24 protein-coding genes are annotated in these 25,970 nt (G+C 68.4%); 7 read left to right on the top strand and 17 right to left on the bottom strand.

Going from position 1 to position 25,970, the window contains the following annotated elements; all coding sequences use genetic code 11:
- The first annotated feature begins 21 nt into the window (after positions 1-21).
- Positions 22-1,479 (top strand): FAD-dependent oxidoreductase, encoded by a 1,458-nt coding sequence (locus RYM47_RS13050; protein WP_315388475.1) that lies wholly within the window; start codon positions 22-24, stop codon positions 1,477-1,479.
- A gap of 23 nt (positions 1,480-1,502) precedes the next feature.
- Complete coding sequence (locus RYM47_RS13045; RefSeq protein ID WP_315388474.1) at positions 1,503-2,372, top strand: methylglyoxal synthase; 870 nt, start codon at positions 1,503-1,505, stop codon at positions 2,370-2,372.
- Here RYM47_RS13045 and RYM47_RS13040 read toward each other — a convergent pair.
- From RYM47_RS13040 to ttcA, 4 genes are all read right to left on the bottom strand, one after another.
- On the bottom strand, positions 2,314-2,901 hold the full coding sequence (locus RYM47_RS13040) for a hypothetical protein (RefSeq protein WP_315388473.1): 588 nt from the start codon (positions 2,899-2,901) through the stop codon (positions 2,314-2,316). The genes RYM47_RS13045 and RYM47_RS13040 overlap by 59 nt on opposite strands.
- Positions 2,902-3,086: 185 nt before the next feature.
- Positions 3,087-3,869 carry a SprT family zinc-dependent metalloprotease gene (locus RYM47_RS13035; RefSeq protein WP_315388471.1) on the bottom strand — a complete coding sequence of 261 codons (783 nt, stop codon included), beginning with the start codon at positions 3,867-3,869 and terminating at the stop codon, positions 3,087-3,089.
- A 47-nt stretch (positions 3,870-3,916) separates the two neighbouring features.
- Positions 3,917-4,822: a recombination-associated protein RdgC gene (locus RYM47_RS13030; RefSeq protein WP_070207709.1), complete on the bottom strand. Its 906-nt coding sequence runs from the start codon at positions 4,820-4,822 to the stop codon at positions 3,917-3,919.
- A gap of 33 nt (positions 4,823-4,855) precedes the next feature.
- Positions 4,856-5,728 (bottom strand): tRNA 2-thiocytidine(32) synthetase TtcA, encoded by an 873-nt coding sequence (gene ttcA, locus RYM47_RS13025; RefSeq protein WP_315388469.1) that lies wholly within the window; start codon positions 5,726-5,728, stop codon positions 4,856-4,858.
- Positions 5,729-5,824: 96 nt separating this feature from the next.
- On the opposite strand from ttcA, the gene RYM47_RS13020 reads away from it, so the two are divergent.
- Positions 5,825-6,028 carry a YdcH family protein gene (locus RYM47_RS13020; RefSeq protein ID WP_315388467.1) on the top strand — a complete coding sequence of 68 codons (204 nt, stop codon included), beginning with the start codon at positions 5,825-5,827 and terminating at the stop codon, positions 6,026-6,028.
- A 58-nt stretch (positions 6,029-6,086) separates the two neighbouring features.
- Here RYM47_RS13020 and plsB read toward each other — a convergent pair whose 3' ends face one another.
- The 5 genes from plsB to RYM47_RS12995 form a co-directional block, all read right to left on the bottom strand.
- Positions 6,087-8,750: a glycerol-3-phosphate 1-O-acyltransferase PlsB gene (gene plsB, locus RYM47_RS13015; RefSeq protein ID WP_315388466.1), complete on the bottom strand. Its 2,664-nt coding sequence runs from the start codon at positions 8,748-8,750 to the stop codon at positions 6,087-6,089.
- The gene (locus RYM47_RS13010) at positions 8,750-9,694 is read right to left on the bottom strand and encodes a hypothetical protein (protein WP_315388465.1); all 945 of its coding nucleotides are present in this window, start codon (positions 9,692-9,694) and stop codon (positions 8,750-8,752) included. The genes plsB and RYM47_RS13010 overlap by 1 nt, the downstream gene beginning before the upstream one ends.
- 155 nt (positions 9,695-9,849) lie before the next feature.
- Complete coding sequence (locus tag RYM47_RS13005) at positions 9,850-10,659, bottom strand: serine protease (protein WP_315388464.1); 810 nt, start codon at positions 10,657-10,659, stop codon at positions 9,850-9,852.
- Positions 10,660-10,848: 189 nt separating this feature from the next.
- Positions 10,849-11,568 (bottom strand): orotidine-5'-phosphate decarboxylase, encoded by a 720-nt coding sequence (gene pyrF, locus RYM47_RS13000; RefSeq protein ID WP_315388463.1) that lies wholly within the window; start codon positions 11,566-11,568, stop codon positions 10,849-10,851.
- Positions 11,565-12,488: a 5'-nucleotidase, lipoprotein e(P4) family gene (locus RYM47_RS12995; protein ID WP_315388462.1), complete on the bottom strand. Its 924-nt coding sequence runs from the start codon at positions 12,486-12,488 to the stop codon at positions 11,565-11,567. The genes pyrF and RYM47_RS12995 overlap by 4 nt, the downstream gene beginning before the upstream one ends.
- A 111-nt stretch (positions 12,489-12,599) precedes the next feature.
- Here RYM47_RS12995 and RYM47_RS12990 point away from each other — a divergent pair, with 111 nt between their 5' ends.
- Positions 12,600-13,262, top strand: coding sequence for a DUF480 domain-containing protein (locus tag RYM47_RS12990; protein WP_315388460.1), 663 nt, complete (start codon positions 12,600-12,602; stop codon positions 13,260-13,262).
- 24 nt (positions 13,263-13,286) lie between these two features.
- On the opposite strand, the gene RYM47_RS12985 is transcribed toward RYM47_RS12990, so the two are convergent.
- Complete coding sequence (locus RYM47_RS12985; protein ID WP_315388459.1) at positions 13,287-13,820, bottom strand: GNAT family N-acetyltransferase; 534 nt, start codon at positions 13,818-13,820, stop codon at positions 13,287-13,289.
- Positions 13,821-13,844: 24 nt separating this feature from the next.
- A complete protein-coding gene (locus tag RYM47_RS12980) occupies positions 13,845-15,821 on the bottom strand; it encodes a UvrD-helicase domain-containing protein (protein WP_315388458.1) in 1,977 nt (658 codons plus the stop codon).
- A 119-nt stretch (positions 15,822-15,940) separates the two neighbouring features.
- Here RYM47_RS12980 and RYM47_RS12975 point away from each other — a divergent pair, with 119 nt between their 5' ends.
- Positions 15,941-16,672, top strand: coding sequence for a sel1 repeat family protein (locus RYM47_RS12975; protein WP_315388457.1), 732 nt, complete (start codon positions 15,941-15,943; stop codon positions 16,670-16,672).
- Positions 16,673-16,693: 21 nt separating this feature from the next.
- A complete protein-coding gene (locus RYM47_RS12970) occupies positions 16,694-17,314 on the top strand; it encodes a thymidine kinase (RefSeq protein WP_315388455.1) in 621 nt (206 codons plus the stop codon).
- Here RYM47_RS12970 and RYM47_RS12965 read toward each other — a convergent pair whose 3' ends face one another.
- The 6 genes from RYM47_RS12965 to RYM47_RS12940 all read right to left on the bottom strand — a co-directional run bounded on the left by RYM47_RS12965 (position 17,315) and on the right by RYM47_RS12940 (position 24,975).
- On the bottom strand, positions 17,315-18,916 hold the full coding sequence (locus RYM47_RS12965) for a glucan biosynthesis protein D (RefSeq protein ID WP_315388454.1): 1,602 nt from the start codon (positions 18,914-18,916) through the stop codon (positions 17,315-17,317).
- A gap of 48 nt (positions 18,917-18,964) precedes the next feature.
- The gene (locus RYM47_RS12960) at positions 18,965-21,808 is read right to left on the bottom strand and encodes a serine/threonine-protein kinase (RefSeq protein ID WP_315388452.1); all 2,844 of its coding nucleotides are present in this window, start codon (positions 21,806-21,808) and stop codon (positions 18,965-18,967) included.
- Between the two features lie 78 nt (positions 21,809-21,886).
- Positions 21,887-22,453: an ECF-type sigma factor gene (locus tag RYM47_RS12955; RefSeq protein ID WP_145480584.1), complete on the bottom strand. Its 567-nt coding sequence runs from the start codon at positions 22,451-22,453 to the stop codon at positions 21,887-21,889.
- Positions 22,454-22,517: 64 nt separating this feature from the next.
- Positions 22,518-23,330: a bifunctional DNA-formamidopyrimidine glycosylase/DNA-(apurinic or apyrimidinic site) lyase gene (gene mutM, locus RYM47_RS12950; protein ID WP_315388450.1), complete on the bottom strand. Its 813-nt coding sequence runs from the start codon at positions 23,328-23,330 to the stop codon at positions 22,518-22,520.
- Positions 23,331-23,400: 70 nt separating this feature from the next.
- Positions 23,401-23,700, bottom strand: a complete 300-nt coding sequence (locus RYM47_RS12945) for an EF-hand domain-containing protein (RefSeq protein WP_315388448.1) — start codon at positions 23,698-23,700, stop codon at positions 23,401-23,403.
- A gap of 72 nt (positions 23,701-23,772) precedes the next feature.
- Complete coding sequence (locus RYM47_RS12940; RefSeq protein WP_315388446.1) at positions 23,773-24,975, bottom strand: fatty acid desaturase; 1,203 nt, start codon at positions 24,973-24,975, stop codon at positions 23,773-23,775.
- Between the two features lie 147 nt (positions 24,976-25,122).
- On the opposite strand from RYM47_RS12940, the gene RYM47_RS12935 reads away from it, so the two are divergent.
- Complete coding sequence (locus RYM47_RS12935; protein ID WP_315388445.1) at positions 25,123-25,953, top strand: ATP-binding cassette domain-containing protein; 831 nt, start codon at positions 25,123-25,125, stop codon at positions 25,951-25,953.
- Positions 25,954-25,970: the final 17 nt, after the last annotated feature.

The following is a 25,970-nucleotide window of genomic DNA, read 5'->3' as shown; positions in this document are numbered from 1 at the left end:
CCTCGCATTCCAGAGCCCGCCATGAGCCGCAAGCACGCCTTCCAGTTCCTCGACCTGCCCCGCACCATGCCGCAGCGCATTCCGGTGGAACTGCGCACGTCCGGCGACTGGGGCGAGCTGTACGGCAAGTTCGGCAAGGAAGATGCCCAGTACCAGGCCGGCCGCTGCCTGGACTGCGGCAATCCTTACTGCAGCTGGAAGTGCCCGGTGCACAACGCCATTCCGCAGTGGCTGCAGCTGGTGCAGGAAAACCGCATTCACGAGGCGGCCACGCTGTGCCACAGCACCAACCCGCTGCCGGAAGTGTGCGGCCGGGTGTGCCCGCAGGACCGGCTGTGCGAAGGCAGCTGCACGCTGGAAGAGTTCGGCGCGGTCACCATCGGTGCGGTGGAGAAGTACATCGTCGACACCGCACTGGCCACCGGCTGGCGCCCGGATCTGGCGGCGGTGGAAAGCACCGGCAAGCGCGTGGCGGTGATCGGCGCCGGCCCGGCCGGGCTGGCCTGTGCCGATCGCCTGGCACATGCCGGCGTGCAGGCGGTGGTGTACGACCGCTACGAACAGATCGGCGGCCTGCTGCAGTTCGGCATTCCCAGCTTCAAGCTGGACAAGTCTGTGATCAGTCGCCGCCGCAACGTGCTTGAGGGGATGGGCGTGCAGTTCCGGCTGGGCGTGGAGATCGGCCGCGACATCACCCTGGACACCCTGCTGGCCGACTACGACGCCGTGTTCGTCGGCACCGGCGCCTACCGCTACACCGACGGCAGGCTGCCCGGGCAGGACCTGAAGAACGTGCTTCCGGCGCTGCCGTTCCTGGTGCAGAACAGCCGCATCGTCGGCGGCAGCGACGCACACGGCCGGCCGATTGCCGGCTGGGAAGACACCCTCGCCCTGCCCGACCTCGAAGGCAAGCGCGTGGTGGTACTGGGCGGCGGCGACACCGGCATGGACTGCGTGCGCAGCGCGGTGCGGCTGGGCGCGGCACGGGTCACCTGTGCCTACCGTCGCGACGAAGCCAGCATGCCGGGCTCGGCGCGCGAAGTGGCCAATGCACGCGAAGAAGGCGTGCGCTTCCTGTTCAACCGCCAACCGCTGTCGATCGAAGCCGGTGCCGACGACGAAGCGATCGGCGTAACCGTGGTCGAAACCCACCTTGGCGAGCCCGACGCACAGGGCCGCCGCAACGCGGTGCCGATCGAGGGCAGCGAGTCGCTGCTGGAAGCCGACGTGGTGATCATCGCGTTCGGCTTCTCGCCAACGGCACCGGCGTGGCTGACCGCGCAGGGCGTGGAGGCGGCCAGCAACGGCCGCATCCTGGCCGGCGGCAACGGGCGCCTGCCGTTCCAGACCGCGCACCCGAAGCTGTTTGCCGGTGGCGACGCGGTACGCGGCGCGGACCTGGTGGTGACCGCGGTGGCGGAAGGGCGCGATGCGGCGGCGAGTATTGTGGAGCTTCTGCTGTCCCCTAGAATGTCGTAATCAGCCACATTCGAAGGACTCCCATGCGCATCGGCCTGGCCGCCAACCGGCTGCATCACCATGACAGGCAGGCGGCGCTGTTCCGCTGGCTGGGCCCCTGCGAGGCAGGCCTGCGCGAACTGGGGGTGGAGCTGCATGCGGTCGGCCGCACCTTCGATGCGATCCAGCGCTTCGGTTTCCTCAAGGGCCTGGAGGCATTGCGCCGCTACCCGAACGGCCGCGAGGGCGGGCTGATGAAGCTGGTGGCCGAGGTGGTGGGCATGGGCACCCCGGAGCGCACCCTGGACGGGGCCATCTACCTGATGGACCCGGTCGATCCCTCCTCGGTGTTCCCCGAAGCCACCGCGCTGAAGCGCCAGTGCGTGATCCACGGCAAGCCCTTCATCTCCACCGTGGCCACCGCGCGCGATTGGATCGAGGTGGAACGCCTGCACGCGGGGCTGGCACCGGACCGGGGCGCCGACGATCTGCATGCGTTTGAGCAGCACACCTTGGCCCTGATTGCGCATGACGCGATGAAGCCGGCCATGCTGGCCTTTGCCGACGAGCATTTCGCGGTGCTGTCGCGCTTCCGCAGCCGTGTCGGCACCGGCACCACCGGCCAGCGCCTCAACGAGCTGGCCTGGAGCCGCGGCTGGCCCAGCGACCAGGAATGGGTCACCCGCTACCAGAGCGGCCCGATGGGCGGCGATGCGCAGATTGCCGACCAGGTGCTGGAAGGCCGCTGCCAGCGCGCGATCTTCTTTGAAGACCCGCACGTGGCGCGCCAGCACGAGGCGGACATGCAGCTGCTCGAGCGCGCGGTGACCACCGTGACCGACCAGGCCGTGTGCATCACGGCACCGCGTGTTGCGGCACGCTGGGCTCAGGCGGCCGCATTGCGCGTGCGCTGATCGCCGAGGGTCCGTTTTCACGGTCGGGGGTGGCAAAGCCATGCACCCCTTGCCCACGCCGCCATTCGCTGTCGCCACTGCGACCGCCGGCACTGACGATGTAGCGGCCACGCCAGTGGTCATCGTTCTCGCGGCGGTCCATGCCGTGTGTCGCAATACTGCCTTGGCGGCGCGTGCTTTCGCGGAACAGCAGGCGGAAGCGTTTGCGATGGAACACGCTGCCATAGAGGCCGCCGCTCACCTCCACTCGCGGGCGCTCACGCTCGGGCAGCAGCCGCAGCGGCCCGAAGCCGAGTCCGTCGCGGCACTGCACGCATTCCGCCACGCCCTCCACGCGAACGCCACTCTGCGACAGCATCACCAGGTACACCGCCTCGGCGCGGTCGGGTTGCTCGGGTGCGTAACGGGTCAAGGTCCATACGCCCGAAATATCGGGGACGCGCGCGCGCAGCATCGCCGCGCCACCGAGTACCGCCGCGGCAAGGACATTGGTGAGTACGTCGAAGGCAACCGAGGCCATGGAGGACATGGGGCGCTCCCAGATAGCGGCATGGGCCACCACATTCGGACGTCATGCAGCACCACGCCATGCAACAACGCTGATACCCGGTCGTGCCACGCCCTGCGTGGCAACCACGGCACGCCTGTCGGCGCCGGAGATTCTGCGATGCCTGCCAGCCACGCAGGGCGTGGCTCTACCGTCAGGGCGCAGGTTTACAGCAGCTGGCGAAGCATGGCCTTCAGGCGCCGCCCTTCCAGCTGGAAATAATCCCGCTCTTCCCGCCACGCCGGAAAACGCTGCTCCACCTCGGCCCAGAACGCCGGCGAATGATTGGGCTGGATCAGATGGCAGAGCTCGTGCACCAGCACGTACTCGAACGCCGAAGGCCGGCCGAGCACCAGCGCCAGGTCGAGCGCCATGCTGCCATCGGGGGCAAGCGAACCCCACTGCGAGGACATCACCTTCAGCCGCAGCCGGGCCGGCGCGCGCGGCAGGCCCGGCAGGTAGCGCGGCAGCCATTGGCCGACATCGGCGCGAGTCTGTGCTTCGTAGAATTCGCGCAGCGTGCGGCGCACGGTGGCTTCGGTGCCGCGTGCGGGCAGGTGCAGGCACGCGCCGTCCGCACCGAGCTCCAGGTGCGCGTAGCGGCCGGTGTCCCAGTGCAGGGGCAACAGCGCTCCGCGCAATGGCAGCAGCCCGGGCTCGCCGATCACCAGCGGCGGTGGCAGGTTGGTCGCCTGGTAATTGCGCAGCTGCGTGGACAACCAGTCGCGGTGCTGCTGCAGGAAGCGTTCGCCCATCACCAGGCTGGCCCGCGGTGGCAGGGTCAGGCGCACGCCGCGTTCGTCCACGCTGAGCTTGATGCGGCGCGCGCGCGGATCGCGTACGCGCAGCACGTCGATCTCGGCGTCGTCTTCAAGCCGCAGGCGCACGGTGTCGCGCTGCACGGTCGGGGCGGCGGCCGGGGAGATCAGGCGGCGGAGGAAGCCAGGCATGGGGATAGCATAGCGCCGCCAGCCAAGGGCGAAATGACTGGGGGGTGTCAATCCGCCTTGCTGAGCTTGAACGCCTCTTCCAGCAGCAGGAACAGGCGGCGCACTTCGCCGCTCTGCAGCGCGAAGCGGGCATCCAGTTCGGCGCGGCGGCCGTCTTCGTCGGCATGCTCGAGCTGGTCCAGGGCGCCGTCCAGGAACTTCAGCTTGCGCACGATCAGGTCATCGCCCAGCACGAACGACAGGTTGTCTTCGAACACCAGGGCCAGCTTGGTGACCTGCTTGCCGGCATCCAGGTGCTTGTCGATCTCGTCGCAGCGCAGCTCCTGGTGCTGGCACTTGACCACCGCCCCACCCTCGGCCGGGTCCTTCATCTCGCATTCCTCACCCAGGCTCAGTCCGGTGGGGAGCGGCTCACCGGCGATCCAGCCGGTCAGGATCGAGCGCGGCGCCACTTCGGCATTCAGCGGCATGGCCGGGAAGCTGCCGAGCAGGCCACGGATGTCGGACATCATGTTCTCGCCCTTCTTGCTGCTCGAGCAGTCCACCGCCACGAAGCCGTGGGTCAGGTCGACCAGCGCGTCGGTGCGCGAGCTCTTCACGAAGGCGCGCGGCATCAGTTCGTGCAGCAGGTCGTCCTTCATGCGCTTGCGCTCGCGGCCGCCCGGCTTGCGGCCTTCCTTCTCTTCGATCTCTTCCAGCTTGCGCGCCAGCAGGTCGTTGACCACCGCGCCGGGCAGGATCTTGTCCTCGCCACCCACGGTCAGCCACAGCGCGTCGCCGACGCGGTGCGAGAACACGGCCTTCTCTTCACGGCCGAAGGGGGAAATGAAACCGCGCGAACTCATCTCGAGCGGGCCGACCGGCTTGAGCAGCACCTGCGGCAGCAGGGTGTCGACTTCGGAAAAATCGGTGGCGGTGGGGAAGCGGAACAGGGTCAGGTTGCGAAAGAACATGGAATTCCGGAATAAGGGCGTGAAAAGGAAAGGTCAGGGGGTGCCGTCGGTCCAGGCCGACGGCGGGCTGGGCGCGACCGGGGTACGGCCCAACGCCATGAAGTCGAACAGGGCCGGGTCGGCCAGCTGCGAGGGATGGATGTTGCCCAGCGCGCGCGCGATCTGGTCGATCCGCCCGGGGTGCTGGTCTTCCCACTGCTGCAGCATCTGCGCCACCTGGCGGCGCTGCAGGTTGTCCTGGCTGCCGCACAGCGTGCACGGAATGATCGGGAAACCGCGCGCCTGCGCGTAATCCTCGATGTCGCGTTCACTGACGTAGGCCAAGGGGCGGATCACCACGTGCTGGCCGTCATCGCTGCGCAGCTTGGGGGGCATGGCCGACAGCTTGGCGTGGTGGAACAGGTTGAGGAAGAAGGTGGCCACACTGTCGTCGCGGTGGTGGCCCAGCGCGATCTTGCTGAAGCCGTTCTCGGCGGCGTGCCGGTACAGCGCGCCCCGGCGCAGCCGCGAGCACAGCGAACACATCGTGCGGCCTTCCGGGATCACCCGGCTGACCACCGAATAGGTGTCCTGCTCAATGATCTGGTACGCCACGCCGATCGAGGCCAGGTACTCGGGCAACACGTGTTCCGGGAAGCCGGGTTGCTTCTGGTCCAGGTTCACCGCAACCAGGTCGAAGGCGACCGGCGCCTTCTTCTGCAGCTGCAGCAGCATGTCCAGCAGGGTGTAGCTGTCCTTGCCGCCGGACAGGCAGACCATGATGCGGTCGCCCTCCTCGATCATGCCGAAGTCGGCGATGGCTTGGCCGACCTGGCGCTGAATCCGACGCGCCCCTTTGTCCCGCGCGGCCGCGTCCGCGCGTGGCGCGCGCGGGGTGGGATCGAGCAGGGGCAGGACCGAAGGCATCCGGCCATTCTACCGGCTCGGCACGGCCCCGGCCGGGACCGGGAAGTGACTGCGTTCACCCCCGCCGGTCACGCGCAATGTGTATGCTCGGAGACTGTGGATACCTATACGCCCGAAGAGATCGCCGAACGCCTGCAGGTGCTCCGCAGGGAGCACCGTGAGCTGGATACGGAGATCGAGCGCATGGCCGCCAATGGCGAGGACGAGCTGGAAGCCAAGCGCCTGAAGCGGCGCAAGCTGCAGCTCAAGGACTGTATTGCGCGGTTGGAGGACATGCAGATTCCGGACGAACCTGCGTAGAGACACGCCATGCGCGTCCGCGAGGTATGTGGCGACCCCAATGGATCGCCACCCCCGATCAATCCGCCGCGACCGGTTCCTCTGGTTTGGCCGCTTCCGGGCTGACGCGTTCAATCGTGTGGCGCAACTCGCGGCCCAGGATGAACTTGGCGTCCTTGGCCCATGCGTCCAGCCGTTCGTCGAACAGCAGCTTGCTGTTCTCGTCCGGCCACACCAGGCGCAGCTCGCGCAGCTTCTGGATGAAGCCACGGAACAGGGTGCGGTCGAAGAACTCCGGCGCGGCCGGTGCATAGAGCAGGCTCAGACGCTGCGCCGCCTGCTGGCACAGGCTTTCCAGCTCGGCCGCACCCAGCACGCCCGGGCCGTTCTTCACCAGCACCGAGATGGCGATGTAGTAGCGCTCGAACGCCTGCTGCAGTGAATGGCCAATCGCACGCAGGCGGAATACTTCGTCGGTCTGCCCGGTGTTGCGCGCCAGGATGCCGCCGTCGTCGTCGTTGACGTTCTGCAGCAGGCCCTCGCGCACGAACACGTCGATGGTCTGGTCGATGCGCTGGGCGAACTCGTCCTCGCTCCACGGCAGGAACAGCTCGGCCTGCAGGAACGGGTACACCGTGCGGCCCAGCTGGACCAGGCCGGTGCGGCTCATGCGGCGGTTGTTCTGGAAGCAGCAGGCCACCCACGACGAGGCGGTGAACAGGTGCAGCACGTTGTTGCGGAAGTAGCTCAGCAGCACTGCGGTATCGCCGCTGACGCTGAGCACGTCGCCCAGCGGATGCTTGATACGGGTGAGGACGTTGATTTCCTCGGCATGGGCGATGATCCGCTCCGGCGAGTGCGGGGTCACCGTCACCCGGTCCGAGTACGGCATCTCGACCAGCAGGGTCTTGCACAGCTCGATCTGCGCGATCAGATCGGCCTCGCCCATCGCATGCTTCGGCGTGGACAGCAGCGCCAGCGCCAGCAGGTTGATCGGGTTGACGTCGGCGGCGCCGTTGATGCGCACCTGGATGCGTTCGGCCAGCGTGTCCACCGTGGTCGACAGCCAGGCCGGCTTCTCGTCCTCGGATACCGCCTCGCCCTTCCACTCCGGCGCCTTCTCGGCCAGCACGTCGTTCAGTGCGATCGGTTCGCCGAAGTTCACCACCACCTGGCCGTAGTTCTGCTTGAGCACCTTGGGGATGCCCCACAGCAGCGACCAGATCGATTCCTTTTCCTTCGGCCGCCCGGACAGTTCGTCCAGGTAGCTGCCGCCTTCCATCAGCTTCTCGTAGCCGATGTAGATGGGCTGGAACAGCACCGGCTTGCGCGGCTGGCGCAGGAACGCGCGCAGCGTCATCGAGATCATGCCGCCCTTGGGCTGCAGCAGGCGCCCGGTACGCGAGCGCCCGCCTTCGACGAAGTACTCGATCGAGTAGCCACCGGCCACCAGCTGCGCCACGTACTCGCTCAACACCGCCGAGTACAGCGCGTTGCCGCGGATCGAACGACGGATGAAGAACGCGCCGCCCTTGCGCAGCAGCGTGCCCACCACAGGCAGGTTCAGGTTGATGCCGGCCACGATGTGCGGCGGCACGATGCCGCGGTCGTACAGCAGGTAGGACAGCAGCAGGTAGTCCATGTGGCTGCGGTGGCTGGGCACGTACACCACTTCATGGCCCGGCGCGGCGGCCTTGAACTTGTCCAGGTGGTGCACCAGCACGCCGGCGTAGATGCGGTTCCAGACATGGCTGAGCATGAAGCTGGCCGACCGCACCACCGGACTGGAGTAGTCGGCGGCGATTTCCCAGGCGTAGGCATGCGCCTTCTTCCAGGCATCGGCCGGCTTGGTGTTGTCGCGCTTTGCCTGCGAGGCGATCGCCTCGCGCACGGTGTCCGCTTCCAGCACCTTGTCCACCAGCAGGCGGCGGGTGGACAGGTCCGGCCCGATCACCGATTCGCGGATGCGGCGGAAATGGGTGCGCAGCACGCGCTGCAGCTTGCGCACGGTGCGCTCAGGGTCCAGCCCCTCGTCCACGGTGGCGCGCAGCGAGATCGGCGGGGCGAACCGCACGATGGTGCTGCGGCCATTGAGCAGCACGGCCAGCAGGCGGCGGAAGCGGCCCACCAGTGCCCAGTTTTCCGAGAACAGCACCGCGAACCAGCCGCTCTGCTTGTCCGGCGCACGGCCAACGAAGATCGACACCGGCACCAGGTTCACGTCCAGCTCGCCGCGCGCGCGGTGCGCCTGCAGGACCTTGGCCAGCGAATCGGAATGGGTCTTGGCGCCGCGCTGCTCGGGGATCAGCGAATTGCTGCTGCTCCGTCGCGACAGCGCCAGGTAGGCCCGCTTGCGGCCGGTCGGGTCGCCGGCAATGGGCACCAGCGGCGAGGGCAGGCCGGCTTCACGGCAGGCCTTGTCCAGGATCAGCGCGTTGGACAGACCATAGTCTTCCAGCACATAGACCACCGGGCGGCCGTCGTCGTACTGCCCGGGGTGTTCGGGTTCGATCTTGAGCGAGAGCCATGGCTCGACCAGTCGGCCGAGCAGGCGCGCCCACCACGGGCGGCGCCCGGACGGGGCGCGGGCCACGGCGCCGACCGGGCTCGGCACGATCGCGGCCGGGTCGGTGGCAGCTGCAGGCGCAGGCGCGGCGTCGGGCGACGCGGACGGTGCGTCCGGCGTCTTGGGCGGCTCTTCGCCGGGGAAAGGCAGGGGATTCTGGTTCGGCATCGGCTTCATTATGGCTTAGCCGGTGCAGAAGCACCGTCCTTGACCTGTGCGGCGGCCTCTGCTTCGGCGGCTTGGCGGGCGTCCTGTTCAGCTTTTGCGGCCTCGGCGGCGGCCGCCTCATCGGCTGCGGCGAGCAACGCGTCGGTCTCTTCCAGGGTACGCGCCAGGTACCAGTGGCCGTCACGGCGGGCCATGCGCAGCTGCGCTTCGATCTGCTCACCGGCCAGCGGGTACTGGATCCGTACCACCGCGCTGTCGCCCTGCTGGGAGACCAGTTCGCCCTGCAGTCCGGTCAGCGCCTCGTCCAGCGACAGCCCGTAGCTGGCCAGCGCGGTCTTGAGCGCCTTGGCGAACGGCCCCAGCCGACGCAGGCTGTCCTCCATGCCGGCCGCCTGCAGCTGGGCGTCGGTGGACAGCCCAGCCGTGCGCGCGGTGGCGGTCAGCAGCGTGATGGTGGTCTTCGCGCGTTGCTTGTCGGTCAGCGGCGCCGCTGCGGCCCACCTGCTCAGCGCGTCCACCACCTGGCTGTAGTGGGCGCGCTCGGTGTCGCTGTAATCGGTCTGGTTGCGCAGGTACTGCACGCCGAACAGCCCCATCGAGTGGGCCGCCTGGCGCACCCCGGTGGCCTGCCCGGCAATCTGCGTATCGAACGAGCGCTGCAGGCGCTGCGGTGCATCCGGGGCCGACAGTGCGGCCAGCATCGGCAGCAGCTGCCCGTCCAGCGGCAGGTCGGTCAGTGGCCAGCGGCTGTGGCCGTCCGCCCAGGCGGCCTGCAGGCGGGTGTACTGGGCCGGCGGCACCGACGCACGGGCATAGCCGACCAGGTCGTTGTCGGCCACATGACGGGCGATCTGCTGCAGCGCCGCCACCGGTTCGGCGGCCGGCCTTCCCGGGTCGATCGCATCGCGCTTGCACGCGCCGAGCAGCACCGCGCCGCACAGCAGGAGCGTCATCCCCCAGGGTCGGCAGCGCCCTGTCATCAATGGCATGGACATGAATTCGGACTTCCCCGGACCGGTCCGCATCTTGCGGCCTGCGCATTACAGCGGCAAGCCACCTTGCCCGCAGAACGGGCAAGGCGCTCATAACTCATTGTTCCCGCAGCAGTTCAGTCGCGCGTCCAGGTGGTCTGGATGAAGTCGCGTACGTAACCCTGCGACAGCCGCGCATACACCCCGGGCAGGTCCGGCAGGGCACAGCCTTCGCCCCAGCTGACCGTGCCCAGTACCGTCCAGCCGGTTTTCCGCTTCACCAGCAGCGGCCCGCCGGAATCGCCCTGGCAGCTGTCGATGCCCTCGCTGCCGGCACAGATCACGCTGCCCGCCTGCAGCCCCGGATAGGCCTCGCGGCAGGCCTTGAAGGGCACGAACGGGGCCTGCACGGTCTGCAGTACGGTGGGCCGGGCGTCGCCGGGGAATTCGGTCACGCCCCAGCCGATCACGGTGAAGGCGCGCGCCGGGCGCAGGTATGCGCTGTCGCGGCCCAGCATCGGCTCGGCGGCTTCCACGCCGTTGACCGGTCGCTTGAGCTGGATCAGCGCCACGTCGTTGATCAGATCCTCGGCGTCGTACGCCGGATGGACGTGGATCGCCTTGATGTTCGACGTGCGGCGGCGCGGCGTGGTGCCCAGGGTGTGGCCCACCAGCACCGCCAGCTGGGGCGGCAGGATGCCCTCCACGCAGTGCGCGGCGGTCAGCACCCACGAGGGCGAGATCAGGGTGGCGCCGCAGCGGTGGCGGTCGCGATCGCTGTCACCGCGGTGCAGCGACTGCAGGCTGGCCATGAAGGGGTATTGGCCGGGTTCGGCGTCGGCTCCCCCGATGATGCGCTGGGACGTGTCGGGCGCGGCCAGGGTGGGCACGGCAGCAGCCGAGAGAATCAGGCCGAACATCCAGGCCGACCGGTAACGGGTACGCATACAGCAACTCCTTTGCGAAAAGTGGAATCAACAGGCACGGCGCACAACAGCGCGTGCCAGTTGATTCGACGGCAAAGCAGCCGGGCCGACTGCGTGGTCGGTCCCGTTTTGAAAACGCCGGCACGGTGCCGGCGATTGATGTTTACGATCCTGCGAACCAGCGCAAGTCGATACCGCGACGTAGTTCCGTCAGCGCCGTGCGCCGCGGATCTCGTCCTGGATCGCCAGGGCCGCCGCGCGCGGGTCGGCGGCCAGGCGGATCGGGCGACCGACCACGATGGCATCGGCGCCGTCGGCGAAGGCCTGGGCCACGCCCACGGTGCGCTTCTGGTCATCGCCGACCGGGCCACCGGCGCGGATGCCCGGGCACACGATCGAGAAGCCTGCACCGGTGGCGGCCCGGATCGGACCCGCTTCCTGGCCCGAAGCGATCACGCCGTCGATACCGGCGGCCTGGGCAGCCAGCGCGCGCTCGACCACCACCTCCACCGGTTCGCGGTCGATGCCCATGCCGCGCAGGTCATCCCGGCCCATCGAGGTCAGCACGGTCACTGCCAGCAGGCGCATGTCGCTGCCGTTGGCGGCCGCACAGGCTTCCATCATCGCCGGGTGCCAGCCGTGGATGGTGGCGTAGCTCACCGGCCACTGCGACAGGCGCTTGATGACGGCGGCAGCCGTGGCCGGGATGTCGAAGAACTTCAGGTCCACGAACACGCGCTTGTCGCGCGCGGCCAAGGCGTCCAGCACCTGGAAGTACTCGCCGGAGGCAAGCAGCTCCATGCCGATCTTGTAGAACGACACCGCGTCGCCCAGCCGGTCCACCCACGCCAGCGCTTCGTCGCGGCCCGGGACGTCGAGCGCGAAGATCAGGCGCTCGTCATCGCGCAACGGCAGCGGGGCGCGGCTCACGGCGCGTAGTCCAGCGCGGCGCGCTTGGCGTCGTGGCGGGCCTGGCGCGACTGGCTGTAGTCGTTGTTGAACTGGGCCGGCTCGAAGCCGCCGTAGGTCGGGTTGGGGAGCATCCACCAGCGCTCGCCGAACCAGTCGTGGTACTGCTGCAGCAGGGCGTCGCGGCCTTCGTTGGTGTTGGCGGTGACTTCCACGAAGTCGCCCAGCTGGTCGCCGAACTGCATCAGCACGCGGTAGTTCTGCCCGGCCAGGCGGCGGCGGCAGTTCTTTTCGCTGCCAGCCTGCTCACAGTCCTTGACCACGGTGCCCAGGCCCAGGAACACGTTGTCGTCGGCTACCGGCAGGCCTTCTGCACGCAGGTTGGCCAGGGTGGCCTCCTTCAGGTGCACGGCGCGGTTGGAGATGTACAGCAGGGTCACGCCCTTGGCGTTGGCGGCCTTGGCGAAATCAACCACGCCCGGAATGGCCTTGGCCTTCTTCTCGGCCACCCACTGGTCCCAGCTCATTTCATCGTACTCGCCGCCGTCGCGGACCAGGCGCGCCTGGTAGGGCGAGTTGTCCAGCACGGTTTCGTCCACGTCCAGCACCACGGCCGGCTTCAGGCCCTTGGCGGCGTTGCCGCGCTCTTCGGGCACCAGCGCGTCCCAGTTGGCTTCCTTCAGTGCCTTGTCCAGATGGTCGGCGGCGGCGCGGTAGGTCTGCTCGGTGATCGCCCGGTATTCCTGCGAACGCTGCATCCACAGCACGGCGTTGAGGTTGTCATTGGCGGCCACAGCGGCATCGCCCTTGGCAGCCGGAGCGGCAGCAGCCGCGGCGGGGGCCGGGGCAGCCGCGTCGACGGGGGCTTCGGTGCGCTTGCACGCGCCCAGCGCGATCACGGCACAGGCAAGCACGGACAGGGAAACAGCGTTGCGACGCATGAGGATCACCAGAACGGAATGGCGCCAGTTTACCGGCTTGGCCGCCTGCATTCATGCCCCAGGCGGGCGCTCGGCTATGCTGCACGCCCCAGAAAGCCCCGGAGCGCTGCCATGACCGACGACACCCAGACCCCTGCCCTGCCCGTGCTCAGCGCGGCCCAGGCCCGCGCGTTGGGCTGCCTGATCGAGAAGGAAGCGACCACCCCGGACGCCTACCCGCTGACCGTGAATGCCACCCAGGTGGCGGCCAACCAGAAAACCGCGCGCGAGCCGGTGATGCAGTTGTCGGCCGGCGATGTGCACCATGCGCTGCGCCAGCTGGAGACGCTGGGCCTGGCGCGCCAGCAGTTTTCCTCGCGTGCCGAGCGCTACGAGCACCGCACCGCCACCGCGCTGGACCTGACCCGGCAGCAGCTGGCGATCCTGGGCCTGTTGCTGCTGCGAGGCCCGCAGACCGTGAACGAACTGCAGACCCGCAGCGAACGCCAGTTCCAGTTCCAGGACGCCGACGAAGTGCGCCACCACGTGGAGCGCATGATCCAGCGCGGCCTGGCCGTGCAGGTGCCGCGCGCCGGTGGTCAGCGCGAGGACCGTTACATGCATCTGCTGTGCGGGCCGGTGGATGTGGAAGCGCTGGCCGAGGCGTTCAAGAGCGCGCCGGGTGGCGGCGGCGGTGGCAACGCGGCGCTGGAAGCGCGCGTGCAGGAGCTGGAGACCGTTGTGGCCGCGCTGCAGGAGCAGATGGCGGAACTGCGGGCGCAGCTTGGCGGTTGAAGCGCAGCCGGGCAGAGCCCGGCTCTACGCGAGCGGTGCCGCGCCCGGCGTCGCGAACAGCAATACCTGCTCATCCACCGGCGGCGGCAGCTGCAACGTACCGCGTGCCTCCATCCCCAGCTTGCGCAGCAACGCTGCAGAACGTTCGTTATGCGGCGCAACGATGCCGTACAGCTCCGGGTATCCGAGCACGTCGCGCGCGTAATGCTGCACTCCGCGCGCGGCTTCAAGCGCGTAGCCCTGCCCTTCATATTCCGCCCGCAACGCATAGCCGATATCCGGCCCTGGCAGCTCGGCACGACGCACAAGCCCGGCATTGCCCAGCCACGCACCGTCGCTGCGGCGGATGATCGCGTACATGCCGAAGCCGTTGAGCGTGTAGCTGCCCAGCACCCGCTCGGCGGTGTAGTCGCGCGCCTGCGCCACGGTGCGTACGTTGCGGTCGGCGATGTTGCGGATGAAGCCCGGCTCGTTGAGCAGGGCCAGCATGTCGGCCGCGTCCCGATCCGGATCCATCAGGCGCAGGTGCAGGCGTTCGGTCTGGATCAGGTTGGACATGTCGTTACCGGTCATGGTGGTTGATCAATCAAACAACGCCTGGATCGCCGCCAACCCCGCACTGGCCCGTTCCTTCTTGCGCGCGGCATCCGCCACCGGATCGGCCCCATCGCGCTGCATTTCCTCGGCCGGAATCTCGTCGAAGAAGCGGCTGGGCTTCAACCGCACGTGCTCACCGAACTTGCGGGTCAGCTTGCTGTGGCTCATCCACAGCTGGATCTTCGCGCGGGTAATGCCCACGTACAGCAGCCGCCGCTCTTCCTGCAGGTTGCCTTCGTCCAGGCTGACCTGGTGCGGCAGCACGCCATCTTCGCAGCCGACGATGAACACGTACGGGAACTCCAGGCCTTTGGACGCGTGCAGGGTCATCATGCGCACCTGGTTGCCGCCGTCGTCCTTGTCGTTGCGCGACAACAACGCCAGCTGCGCGGCCAGGTCGGCCGTGGAGGCACCGCGCGGGCCGCCTTCAAACCACTGCGCCAGCTCTTCCAGGTTGGCCAGCCGACGCTGGTACACCGACTCCTCCTTGCACGCGCCGCGCAGTTCGGAGACCAGCCCGGAGTCCTTGACCAGCCGCCGCACCAGATCGCCCGAGCTCAGCTTGGGCATCTCCGCGCGCAGGTCGCGCAGGATGTCGGTGAAGCGGCTCAGGCTGTTGGCTGCGCGCGGTGGGAGCTGTGCAAGCGCGCCGATCGCCTCGGCTGCGTGCGCCATCGGCAGATCTTTTTCCGAGGCCAGCTCTGCGAGCTTGGCCAGGGTGCCGGCACCTACTTCGCGCTTGGGCGACTGCACCGCGCGCATGAACGCGGTGTCGTCGTCAGGGTTTACCAGCAGCCGCAGCCACGACAGCGTGTCCTTCACTTCCTGCCGTTCCAGGAACGCGGTGCCGCCGGTGATGTGGTACGGCACGCGCACCAGCTGCAGCGCTTTTTCCAGCGGCCGCGACTGGAAGTTGCCGCGGAACAGGATGCAGAAATCGCTCCATGGCACCTGTTTCGCCTGTGCGATGTAGGCGATCTCCGCAGCGACCTTTTCCGCCTCGTGTTCGCTGTTGCGGCACTCCCACACGCGGATGCGCTCGCCGTCGGCCTGGTCGCTCCACAGCTTCTTCAGGTGTTCGTGCGGGTTGTTGGCGATCAGCGCATTGGCCGCGCGCAGCACACGGTTGGAGCAGCGGTAGTTCTGTTCCAGCTTGATGATTTCCAGCGCGGGGTAATCTCGCCCCATCTGCTGCAGGTTTTCCGGATTGGCACCGCGCCACGCGTAGATCGACTGGTCGTCGTCGCCCACGCAGGTGAAGTTGCCGGCGCTGCCGGCCAGCTGCTTGAGCAGCCGGTACTGCGCATCGTTGGTGTCCTGGCATTCGTCGACCAGCAGGTAGCCGATCCGCTCGCGCCAGGCCAGCGCGATCTCCGGGTTTTCCTCCAGCACCTGGACCGGCAGGCGGATCAGGTCGTCGAAGTCGACCGCATTGAACGCGGTCAGGCGCAGCTGGTAGCGCTCGTAGACGCTGGCCGCCTCCTTCTCGCGGTTGCTGCGCGCAGCCTGCATCGCCTGCTCGGGCGAAAGCCCGGCGTTCTTCGCGCGCGAGATCAGGTTCTTCACGTCCTCGATGTCGTCCGGCTTGGCGCCGTACATCAGGTCTTTCACCTGCGAGGTGGAATCATCGGCGTCGAAGATCGAGAAGCCACGCTTGAGCCCGACCGCCGCATGCTCGATCTGCAGGAACTTCAGCCCCAGCGCATGGAAGGTGCAGATGGTCACCTCGTCCGCATCGCCGCCGCGCAGACGCTTGGCCACACGCTCGCGCATTTCCTTGGCGGACTTGTTGGTGAAGGTAATCGCCGCGATGCGCTTGGCCGGATACCGCCGGCTGCCGATCAGCTGCGCGATCTTTTCCACGATCACGCGCGTCTTGCCGCTGCCGGCACCGGCCAGTACCAGCAGGGGACCTTCGCAGTGCATCACTGCCGCTTGCTGGGGGGGATTGAGACCGTGCATGCCTTCTCCGTCGGAGGCGCATTGTAGCGGGCGGCGGCGGCGCGGACCCGGCTTGACCGTCACCAGGGGTTGCGGTATTCCGATGGAACGTTCCGTGGAGCTTGACCATGAATGGATTCATGCGCAGCACGACCATTGCCCTGTTGGGCCTGGCCCTGGGGCCGCCTGCAACACCGGCCGCTGCCGAACCCGCGCGCTGCCCGCCACAGCCCGCCCGGACCATACCGTCCACGCTGATGACCGACGGCTTCCTGGACGGCCACCCGGACCTGCGCTGGCGCAGCCTGGGCCTGAAGTACTTTGATCGCGGCAACCTGCCCAAGGCGTTCACCCGCTTCCGCAAGGCCGCCGAGTACGGCGACAAGTACTCGCAGTTGCGGGTGGCGATCATGTACCGCGAAGGCCTCGGCGTAGCGCGCGACCCCGAGCTGGCCTACGTCTGGATGGACCTTGCCGCCGAGCGCGAATACCACGACTTCGTGCTGCTGCGGGCGGCCTGGTGGGCCGAGCTCGACGAGGGCCAGCGCCAGCGCGCGATGGAGCGCGCCAAGCCGGTGTTTGCCCAGTACGCCGACGCGGTGGCCAAGCCGCGGCTGGAGCAGGCCATGCGCGAACGGCTTGGCAGGATCACCGGAAGCCGGGTCGGACACGTGCACAGTGGGCTGCAGGTGGAACAGAAGACAGGCGCGGCGGCCGGTGAAATCCGCACCGGTGCGGACTACTACGATCCGGTCTACTGGCAGCCCGAGCTGTACTGGTGCCTGCAGGACACTTACTGGAAGGCACCGCTGCGCCAGCAGCAGATCGACGTGGGCGCGCCGGAAACGGTGAACCCCGGCGACGGGCGTTGAGCGGCGGTCTAGAATTGGCCCATGGCCAAGCTCTATTTCTACTATTCGGCGATGAATGCCGGCAAGACCACCACGCTGCTGCAGTCGGCGCACAACTACCGCGAACGCGGCATGCGCGTGGCGATCCTGACCCCGCGCCTGGACGACCGCGCCGGGCGTGGCGTGGTCGCGTCGCGGATCGGGCTGAAGGCCGAGGGCGTGGCCTTCGACCGCGAAACCGATCTTGAACGGCTGATCCGCGACGACCTGGCCGCCCACGGGCCGCTCGGATGCGTGCTGGTGGACGAAGCGCAGTTCCTCAGCCGCAGCCAGGTCTGGCAGCTCAGCGAGGTGGTCGACCAGTTGCGCATCCCGGTGCTCTGCTACGGGCTGCGTACCGACTTCCGTGGCGAGCTGTTCGAAGGCAGCCAGTACCTGCTGGCCTGGGCCGACGAGATGCAGGAGATCAAGACCATCTGCCACAGCGGCAAGAAGGCCACCATGACCGTGCGCGTGGACGAACACGGCCACGCGGTGCAGGACGGCCCGCAGGTGGAGATCGGCGGCAACGAACGCTACGTATCGGTCAGCCGCGCGGAGTTCAAGAAGATCACCCGCGGCGAGGGCCGCATCGATCCGATGCAGGCCCCGCTGCCGTTGTGATCAGTACAACGTGCGTTCCGGCGCACCGGCTGGCGGCGGGTTGTATTGGTAGAGCCAGGTTTCCGTCAGCGTTTTTCCGGCGCTGCGGAGGTACAGGCGGATGTCTATCTGGTCGGTGCTTTCATCCGGCGGGACCAGGTCGAACATGGCGCGGTAGCCTTTGATCTCGCGCAGCGGACGCGCCGAGACGATCTCGGTGGTGCCGCGGCTGGTCTGGACGACGGCTTCGACGTCGCCCTTGTCGATCAGTGCAGCCAGTTCGCCGCCCTGGAAGTCGACCGCGAAACGCCACGAGAAACGCTCGCGCTTCTTGCCGATCACCCCGCCCAGGCCGGTGCGGGTGGCCACGGCCTGGGCCAGCGGCGGGCGTGCCGGCGGTTCGGCGCCCCAGTACAGGCGATAGCCGATCAGCATTTCCTGGCCCGGCTGCGGCTTGGCCTCCGGATTCCAGAAGGCCACGATGTTGTCGAAGGTCTCGTCCACGGTGGGAATCTCCACCAGCTGCACCGAGCCCTTGCCCCACTGCCCCTTCGGTTCCACCCACAGGCACGGGCGCTTCTCATAGAACACGCCGTCGTCCTGGTAATGGTCGAAATTGCGGTCGCGCTGCAGCAGTCCGAACCCGCGCGGGTTGTTGTCCACGAACATGTTGAAGCGCAGCTGGCGCGGGTTGGACAGCGGCCGCCAGATCCATTCGCCGGCGCCAGTCCACATCGACAGGCCGTCGGTGTCGTGGATCTCCGGGCGCCAGTCCCAGGCCATGCGGCGGTCGTTCTCGCCCACCTGGTACATGCTGGTGCACGGCGCGATACCCAGGCGTTCGATCGCCTTGCGCGGGTACAACGCCACGTCCACGTCCATCAGCAACACGTCGCCGTTGGTGATCGCAAAGCGGTAGGCACCGGCCACGCTGGGCGAGTCCAGCAGCGCGTACACCACCAGCGTATTGGAATCCTTGGCCGGCTGCTCCAGGAAGTAGGCGATGAAGTCCGGGAATTCTTCCGGGCGATCCATGCCAGTGTCGATCGCCAGTCCGCGCGCGGACTGGCCGTACTGGCCTTCCCTGCCCACCGCGCGGAAGTAACTGGCGCCCAGGAACGCGGCAAAGTCGCGGTCGGTGTCCTGGCGGGTGTTGAGGCGGAAGCCGGCAAAACCCAGGTCGGCCGGCAGGTGGCCATTCTTCAGGCCACTGCTGCCGTAGTCGAACGCGGCCGGGTCATAGGCCAGTTCCTGCGCCTTGCCGTCGACCACGTCGAACATGCGCACCGGCGAATGGAAGTACAGGCCCAGGTGGAAGAACTTGGCCTGGAATCGCCCGGGCTGGTCGGCCCACAGCGCGTGGTCCTGGCGGTAGCGGATCGACTGGTACTGGTCCCAGTCCAGCGCCTCCAGCGGCCCCGGCAGGGTTCGCCGGTGGGTCTTGTAGGCGGCCTCGGACAGCGCGCGCGCCTGCCCCTTGAGGATCGCGAAGTCGAACGGCTGCGGCTCGCCGAGCCGGCGCAGGCCTACCTGGCTGCCCTGCGCGGCACAGGCCGGCAGCGCGGGGAAACCAATGGCCGCCAGGGCCAGGGAAGCGTTGCGGATGAAGTCGCGTCGTTGCATGCAGGCAGCGATGGCAGGAAAGGGCCGGCCATCATAGGCATGCCCGCGTTAATTCGCCGCTGTGGTGCGGGATTGCCGTTCAGGCTGGCAGCCGCGCAGGGCCCGGTCGATCTGACGCGGCACGCGGCCGCCCTGCGGGCGCTGCTGGCGGACCTCGGCCTGCAGCTGCAACAGAGTCGCGCGCCCGCGCGCCGGCGCCTGCACGCAGTCCAGCTGACCCAGCGCGGTCCGGGCCAACCAGCGCAGGTGCACGTTGCGTGGGTCCATCGCGTCACCCGCAACAAGCGGCTGCAGCACGCGCTGCGCCTCCACCGGCTGGTCCATGCGGATCAGGTTGCGCCCCCACGCCAGCTGCACCGCCTGCTGCTGCAGGCGCGCGTCCGGGCCGCCCCGCGCAGACTGGTGCATCAGTCCGGCCAGGCGGTCGCCGGCCTGCCAGGGGTCCACATACTCGCCGATGATTTCGGCCATCCGGCGCTCGGCGCGCTGTACGTCCGGGTCGTCGTCGCCGCGTTGCGCGGCCTGCCACTGGCGGCTTTCGCGCAGCGCGGCCAGCGCGTCCTGCCAGCGCCCGCTGTCGGCCAGCGCGTTGGCGTAGTCGAACAGCCCCTGTGGCAGCAGCCCGATGCAGTCCGGTTGCCGCCAGATCGCCACCGCGCGCGCGAAGGCGTCCACCGCCGCCGTGCTGTCGCCCTGTTCCAGCGCCACCCGGCCCAGCGCATGCCAGGTCTGGCCGGTGTCGCGGTGCTGTTCGCCCAGGGCCTTGCGGGTAAGCCGGTGCACCTCCTGCAGCGCCTGCGCGGCCTGTGCCAGATCACCGCGCTGCATCACCAGCGTGGCACGCAGGCGGCGGATGCTCAGGGTTTCGGGGTGGTCTGCGCCGTACAGCATCACCGCATCGGCCGCGGCCGCCTGCAGCGCCTGTTCGGCGCCATCCAGATCGCCCTGCGCGGCAAGGGTTTCGCCCAGATTCCGGCGGAGCGTCACAAGCTGCGGGTGGCGGTCGGTGGTGCGGGACTGCAGCAGCGTCAGCGCCTGCCGGTAGCCTGACAGGGCGGCCGGCGCGTTCCCCTCGTCGTTCTCCAGTGCCGCCAGGTCGGCCAGGCTTTCGGCCATGCCGGTGGCGTCGTGGGCCACGTCGCGGCGCAGTGCCAGCGCCTGTTGGAACGCCTGTCGCGCCTCATCCCGGAAACCGAGCAACTGCTGGCAGCGGCCCAGCTGCGCGTGGAATTCGGCCACCAGCGAGGGCAGTGCCTGATGGTGATCACTGGCCAGTGATTGCATGGGCAGCATGTGCGCCACGCATTCACGCGAGCGTCCCAGCATGCGCAGCGCGCGGCCGCGCTGGGTGACCGCTTCCAGTTGCAGGTCCGGCGGTACCTCTTTCACCTGTTCCAGCAACGCGCGTTGGCGGTCCAGGGTTTCCAGCGCCAGCGCGTAATCGCCCATGCCGATCCGCAGCCGCCCGATCACCCCCTCCAGATCGGCCAGCGGCAGCGGCTGGTCGGCCAGCTCGGCTTCGCCGCGCTGCTGCCCGGTTGCCAGCAGTTGGCGCACGTCGAAACTGCCGTGGCGCACGCTGGCAGCGCGGTCGAACAAGCCGATGGTGAAATCCTGCATGGCCTGCGCCCGCGCGATCTCGCGCCGCGCCTGCTGCATCTGCCACAGCGCCAGCGCCGCCAGCGCGAGCAGGGCCAGCACCGCCACCAGCGCCAGCCCCACGCCCCAGCGATGCCGTCCCAGGTACTTGCGCAGGCGGTACAGCGAGCGCTGCGGGCGCGCCTGGATCGGGCGGCCTTCGAGGAAGCGCTGCAGGTCCTGCGCCAGCGCCTCCACCGAGGCATAGCGCTGCGCGGGATCCTTCTGCAGGGCCTTGAGCAGCACCGTATCCAGATCGCCACGCAGGCGCCGGGCCAGCCGCCGCGTGGCCGGCGTGACGCCGGTATCGCTGCCGTCGCCACGCAGCAGCACGCTCGAGGCGCGCGGCGCGTCCACTTCCAGGATCGAACGTTCCCACTCGGCGTCGCTGTGCCGGCGCAGGCGGTACGGCTTGCGCCCGGTGATCACCTCGAACAGGACCACGCCCAGTGAGTACACATCGGTCAGTGTGGTTACCGGTTCGCCGCGCACCTGCTCGGGCGCTGCGTAGTGCAGGGTGAAGGCGCGCGCTTCGGTTGGCGGGTGCGCCGCGTTGGCAGGCAGTTCGTCACCAGCCAGCAGCTTCGCGATGCCGAAATCCAGCAGCTTCACCTCACCCTCGGCAGTGACCAGGATGTTGGAAGGCTTGAGATCACGATGCACGATCAGGTTGGCATGCGCATGGCTGACCACGGCGCACACCTGCAGCATCAGCTGCAGGCGGCGCTCCAGCGGCAGCTGCAGGCGCTGGCAGTAGTCGGTGATGGGTTCGCCTTCCACATAGGCCAGCGCCAGGTACGGCTGGCCCTGCAGGTCCACGCCGGCGTCCAGCAGCTGCGCCAGGTGCGGGTGCTGCAGGCGCGCCAGGATCTCGCGTTCGCGGCTGAAGCGCTGGCGCAACCCGGGGTCGGCGTAGCCGCTGCGCAGCAGCTTCAACGCCACCTGGCGCTGGTACAGCCCGTCGGCGCGCTCGGCCAGCCAGACCTCACCCATGCCGCCTTCGCCGAGCTGGCGCAGCAGCTGGTACGGACCGATATGGGTACCGGCGCGGCTGTCTTCCGGCGCGGCCGTCCACAGCGGCTGGGCCATGAAGTCCTGGCTTTCCTGCTCATGCGCGAGCAGCCGTTCCAGGTCGTCGGCCAGCGTGGCGTCGGCCGCACGCAGCTGCGCCAGGCGCGCACTGCGCTGGTCGTGGGGCATTTCCAGCAACTGATCCAGCAGCGAAGACAGCTGCCGCCAGCGCACTGCGTCCATCGTCCCTTCCCCGGGCGCTGCGTTACCTCTGTGCCGAACCGCCCGCGCCACCGCGCGGGACCCTGACCACTGCGGTGCTCAGTCCTCGCGGACCGAGGCCAGCAGGAACATCCGTGCTTTCTGCCAGTCGCGCCGGATGCTGCGCTCGGAGCGCTGGCACAGGTCGGCGATCTCCTGTTCGGACAGCCCCGCGAAGTAGCGCAGCTCCACCACCTTGGCCAGGTGGTTGTCCACCGCCTGCAGCCGCGCCAGCGCCACGTCCAGCGCCAGCAGGTCTTCGTCCAGGCGCACGCCACTGCTGCTGTTTTCGGGAATCTCCGCTACCCGCTTGAGGTCACCGCCGCGCTTGCGCGCCAGCCGGTTGCGCGCGTAGTCCACCACCACGCTGCGCATCGCCGAGGCGGCATAGGCGAAGAAATGCGCGCGGTCCTCGAAGCGCGCCGCGCCGCGCGCACCCAGCAGTTTCAGGTAGGACTCGTGCACCAGCGAGGTGGCATCGAGGGTGCGCCCCTGCTGCCCGGCCAGCTGGCGCCGGGCCATGCTGTGCAGTTCCTGGTACAGCAGGGTCAGCACCCGGTCCAGCGAGGCGCGGTCGCCCGCGCGGGCCGAATCGAGCCATACGGTGATATCCGGGCTTTCGTCCATCGCACACCCCCGCCGGTGACGTTTGGCCGACTATAACGCCCTCACGTGCCCTTCGCGCTACGCCTCAGCGTTGGCAGTGTCCGCACCAGACGCTGGCGCGCTGGCCGATGGTGGCGTGGCGCAGGGCCCGGCCGCACTGTCGGCAGGGCTCGCCTTCACGTCCGTACACCAGCAGCTCCTGCTCGAAATAGCCTGGCGCGCCGTCCGGATTGATGAAGTCGCGCAGGGTGGTGCCGCCACGGGTGATGGCATGGCCCAGGATCTGTTTCACCGCCGTGGCCAGCCGCTGGTAGCGCTCACGCGAAATTTTTCCGGCTTCGCGCAGCGGGTTGATTCCCGCCATGAACAGGCTTTCGGCCGCATAGATGTTGCCGACCCCGACCACGATCGCCTGGTCCATCAGGAAGGTCTTCACCGAGGCGCTGCGGCCGCGGCTGCGCTGGAACAGGTAGTCGCCGTCGAACGCGTCGTCCAGGGGTTCCGGACCCAGCCCGGCGAGCAGCGGGTGGGTGTGGCCGGCCGGCTGCCACAGCAGGCTGCCGAACCGGCGCGGGTCGTTGAAGCGCAGCAGGCGGCCGTTGTCGAGGCTGATGTCGACGTGGTCGTGCGCGCGGACCGGGGTGTCTCCCGGTAGCACGCGCAGGCTGCCGGACATGCCCAGGTGCAGCACCGCACTGCCGATGGCGGTGTCCAGCAGCAGGTACTTGGCCCGCCGCCGCACCCCTTCGATCGCCTGCCCGGGCAGCAGCGCACCGATTTCGTCGGGAATCGGCCAACGCAGGTCCGGCCGGCGCAGGATCACCCCGTGCACGCGGCGGCCTTCCAGGTGCGGCGCCAGGCCGCGGCGGGTGGTTTCTACTTCGGGCAGTTCGGGCATCGGAGTTCCAGTCGGGTGCGCAGCGGGGCAGAGCCCCGCTCTACCGTTGTGGGGCCGCCGGCCGCCGCGTTCAACGCGGGGGCGCGGACAGTTCTTTCGCGCTCAGGAACCCGTCGCCGTTGGCGTCCTGTTTGTGGAAGCGTTCTTCGATGGTCTGGCGCTGCTGCTCGCGGGTGATCGGCTTGCCTTTGCCGCCGGGCAGTTCATCGGCGCTGAGCACACCGTCGCCGTTGCGGTCCATGCGGTCGAAGGCGTACATCATCCACTGTACGTATTCCTCAACGCTCACCTTGCCATCGCCGTCCGCATCCATTCGCTGCAGATAGGTGCCGGTGTCGGTGACCTGGGCCTGCGCGACGGCGGCCAGCATCAGCAGCGCTGCACAGGAAAAACGCCGCGCGAGGCGGCGTTTGCCGTTGGCAGAGTCGGTGCGGCGCACCACTCAGTGCGCCGTCAACGAATAGCCCTTCAGGCGCGCCGCGTAGTTCTGCAGCGCGGCGATGCCGCTGGCTTCGGCCTCGTGGCACCAGGCCTGCAGCAGCTTGAGGCGTTCGGCGGCGTCGTTGCCGCGGGCTTCAAGCAGGGCCGACAGGCGCGCGCGGTGTTCGACCAGCACACGGATGCGCGGACGCTGTTCGACCCAGCTGCTCAGCTCGGCGCGGCAGTCCGGCTTGAGCCAGCGGCCGTCGTTGACCAGGCCACGGCGCATGCGGCGCGGCAGCAGCTGGCGCAGCTTGGCGCCGGCCATCGCGGCTTCTTCACGCAGGGCCGGCACGAACACGTTTCGCTGGTAGTCGGTCATCGCCTGGAAGCGGTGCGAGAGCAGCGCCTTGAGCGTTTCGGCATCCGGCACGGCGATGTTCGGGCGCACGTCCATGCTCGGTGCCACGCGCAGCACTTTTGCCAGGCGCAGCGCCTGCAGGCCGCGGATCGCGGCCCAGCCGATGTCGAACTCCCAGCGGCGCATCGAGAAACGCGCCGAGCTGGGGAACGCATGGTGGTTGTTGTGCAGTTCTTCGCCACCGATCCAGAACGCCCACGGGGTGAGGTTGGTGGAGGTGTCGGCCGATTCGAAGTTGCGGTAGCCCCACCAGTGGCCCAGCCCGTTGACCACCCCGGCGGCCCAGAACGGGATCCATGCCATCTGGATTGCCCACAGCGCAATGCCGGGCAGGCCGAACAGCAACAGGTTCAGCGCGAACAGGGCGACCGGGCCCAGGTTGGCGTGCGGGGTGTACAGGTGGCGCTCGATCCAGTCCTCCGGTGCGCCACGGCCGTACTGCTCGATGTCCGCGCGCATGCCGCGCGCTTCGCGGTACAGCTCCACGCCACGCCAGAACACCGTGCCGATGCCCTTGGTGACCGGGCTGTGCGGGTCTTCCTCGGTTTCCACCTTGGCGTGGTGCTTGCGGTGGATGGCCACCCACTCCTTGGTGATCATGGAGGTGGTAAGCCAGGTCCAGAAGCGGAAGAAGTGTGCGACGGCCGGGTGGAAGTCCACGCCGCGATGCGCCTGGCTGCGGTGCAGGTACAGGGTCACGGCAAAGATGGTGAGCTGGGTGAACACCAGCAGCACCAGGCCCATGCCCCACCAGCTCAGGCCGACGACGCCGCCGGTCAGGAAGTTGAGGAGGACGTCAGGCATCGCAGGACTCCGGGCCGTATCGGCCAGCAGGAAACAGGGAAGTTCCCACCATGATGGGGCCAGACGTTGCAAACTTCATCCGTCTGGTGCCATTTTTGCGTAGTCATTCAGTTGTTTTCCCCCTTCGTGAGCATTGCCCCCGCATTCATGACTGTTGCTACCCCTCCGTCGGCCACTGCAGCCGCCGCTCCCCTGATCGAACTGGACCGGGCCTGCGTCATCCGTGGCCAGGTGCGGGTCCTGCACGACCTCAGCCTGCGCATCGCGCAGGGTCAGCACACTGCGCTGCTGGGCCCCAATGGCTGCGGCAAGTCCTCCTTCATCAAACTGATCACCCGCGAGCTGTATCCGCTGGCGCATGCCGACGGCACCGTGGCGGTACGCGTGCTCGGCCAGAACCGCTGGCAGGTGGACCGGCTGCGCTCGCAACTGGGCATCGTGACGGGCGACCTGAGCAGCAACCTGTCGGACATGCCCGGACTGACCGTGGAAGAAGCGGTGCTGTCGGGCTTCTTCGCCAGTTTCGTGGTCCCGGCCTTCCGCGAGGTCACTGACGACATGCGTGCCCGCGTGCGTGAAACCCTGGCCCTGACCGGCGCGCTGGCGCTGCTGCAGCGGGGCTACGCCGAGCTGTCGGCCGGTGAAACCCGGCGCGTGCTGATCGCGCGGGCGCTGGTCAACCGCCCGCAGGCGCTGCTGCTGGACGAGCCCTCCAGCGGGCTGGACCTGGTGGCCCGCCAGCACCTGATTGCCACCATGCGCACGTTGGCCGCGCAGGGCATCACCCTGGTGCTGGTGACCCACCACATCGAGGAAGTGATTCCGGAAATCGAGCGCGTGGTGCTGTTGCGGGGTGGGCGGATTGCCGCCGATGGAACGCGTGAAGAACTGCTGCGTGATGGCCCGCTGTCGGAGGTGTTTGGCGGGCCTATCCAGGTGGTGGAGCACGAGGGGCGGTTGACCGCGTTCGCGGGGTAAAGCCCGTTTGCCGGTAG

Origin of the sequence: uncultured Stenotrophomonas sp. (assembly GCF_963519125.1) — a bacterium.
Classification (GTDB): domain Bacteria; phylum Pseudomonadota; class Gammaproteobacteria; order Xanthomonadales; family Xanthomonadaceae; genus Stenotrophomonas.
Note: the sequence above shows the minus strand (reverse complement) of the source record. Positions and strands in the feature narration are given on the sequence as shown.

Coding starts and splice junctions, on each gene's coding strand:
- RYM47_RS13045 (WP_315388474.1), top strand. CDS start 1,503: ATGCGCATCGGCCTGGCCGCCAACCGGCTGCATCACCATGACAGGCAG.
- RYM47_RS13035 (WP_315388471.1), bottom strand. CDS start 3,869: ATGCCTGGCTTCCTCCGCCGCCTGATCTCCCCGGCCGCCGCCCCGACC.
- RYM47_RS13050 (WP_315388475.1), top strand. CDS start 22: ATGAGCCGCAAGCACGCCTTCCAGTTCCTCGACCTGCCCCGCACCATG.
- RYM47_RS13010 (WP_315388465.1), bottom strand. CDS start 9,694: ATGACGCTCCTGCTGTGCGGCGCGGTGCTGCTCGGCGCGTGCAAGCGC.
- RYM47_RS13005 (WP_315388464.1), bottom strand. CDS start 10,659: ATGCGTACCCGTTACCGGTCGGCCTGGATGTTCGGCCTGATTCTCTCG.
- RYM47_RS12995 (WP_315388462.1), bottom strand. CDS start 12,488: ATGCGTCGCAACGCTGTTTCCCTGTCCGTGCTTGCCTGTGCCGTGATC.
- RYM47_RS12945 (WP_315388448.1), bottom strand. CDS start 23,700: ATGCTGGCCGCCGTCGCGCAGGCCCAGGTCACCGACACCGGCACCTAT.
- RYM47_RS12960 (WP_315388452.1), bottom strand. CDS start 21,808: ATGGACGCAGTGCGCTGGCGGCAGCTGTCTTCGCTGCTGGATCAGTTG.
- RYM47_RS12985 (WP_315388459.1), bottom strand. CDS start 13,820: ATGTCCAACCTGATCCAGACCGAACGCCTGCACCTGCGCCTGATGGAT.
- RYM47_RS13030 (WP_070207709.1), bottom strand. CDS start 4,822: ATGTTCTTTCGCAACCTGACCCTGTTCCGCTTCCCCACCGCCACCGAT.
- RYM47_RS12970 (WP_315388455.1), top strand. CDS start 16,694: ATGGCCAAGCTCTATTTCTACTATTCGGCGATGAATGCCGGCAAGACC.
- RYM47_RS12935 (WP_315388445.1), top strand. CDS start 25,123: ATGACTGTTGCTACCCCTCCGTCGGCCACTGCAGCCGCCGCTCCCCTG.
- ttcA (WP_315388469.1), bottom strand. CDS start 5,728: ATGCCTTCGGTCCTGCCCCTGCTCGATCCCACCCCGCGCGCGCCACGC.
- RYM47_RS12940 (WP_315388446.1), bottom strand. CDS start 24,975: ATGCCTGACGTCCTCCTCAACTTCCTGACCGGCGGCGTCGTCGGCCTG.
- plsB (WP_315388466.1), bottom strand. CDS start 8,750: ATGAAGCCGATGCCGAACCAGAATCCCCTGCCTTTCCCCGGCGAAGAG.
- RYM47_RS12975 (WP_315388457.1), top strand. CDS start 15,941: ATGCGCAGCACGACCATTGCCCTGTTGGGCCTGGCCCTGGGGCCGCCT.
- RYM47_RS12990 (WP_315388460.1), top strand. CDS start 12,600: ATGACCGACGACACCCAGACCCCTGCCCTGCCCGTGCTCAGCGCGGCC.
- RYM47_RS12965 (WP_315388454.1), bottom strand. CDS start 18,916: ATGCAACGACGCGACTTCATCCGCAACGCTTCCCTGGCCCTGGCGGCC.
- RYM47_RS12980 (WP_315388458.1), bottom strand. CDS start 15,821: ATGCACGGTCTCAATCCCCCCCAGCAAGCGGCAGTGATGCACTGCGAA.
- mutM (WP_315388450.1), bottom strand. CDS start 23,330: ATGCCCGAACTGCCCGAAGTAGAAACCACCCGCCGCGGCCTGGCGCCG.
- RYM47_RS12955 (WP_145480584.1), bottom strand. CDS start 22,453: ATGGACGAAAGCCCGGATATCACCGTATGGCTCGATTCGGCCCGCGCG.
- RYM47_RS13040 (WP_315388473.1), bottom strand. CDS start 2,901: ATGTCCTCCATGGCCTCGGTTGCCTTCGACGTACTCACCAATGTCCTT.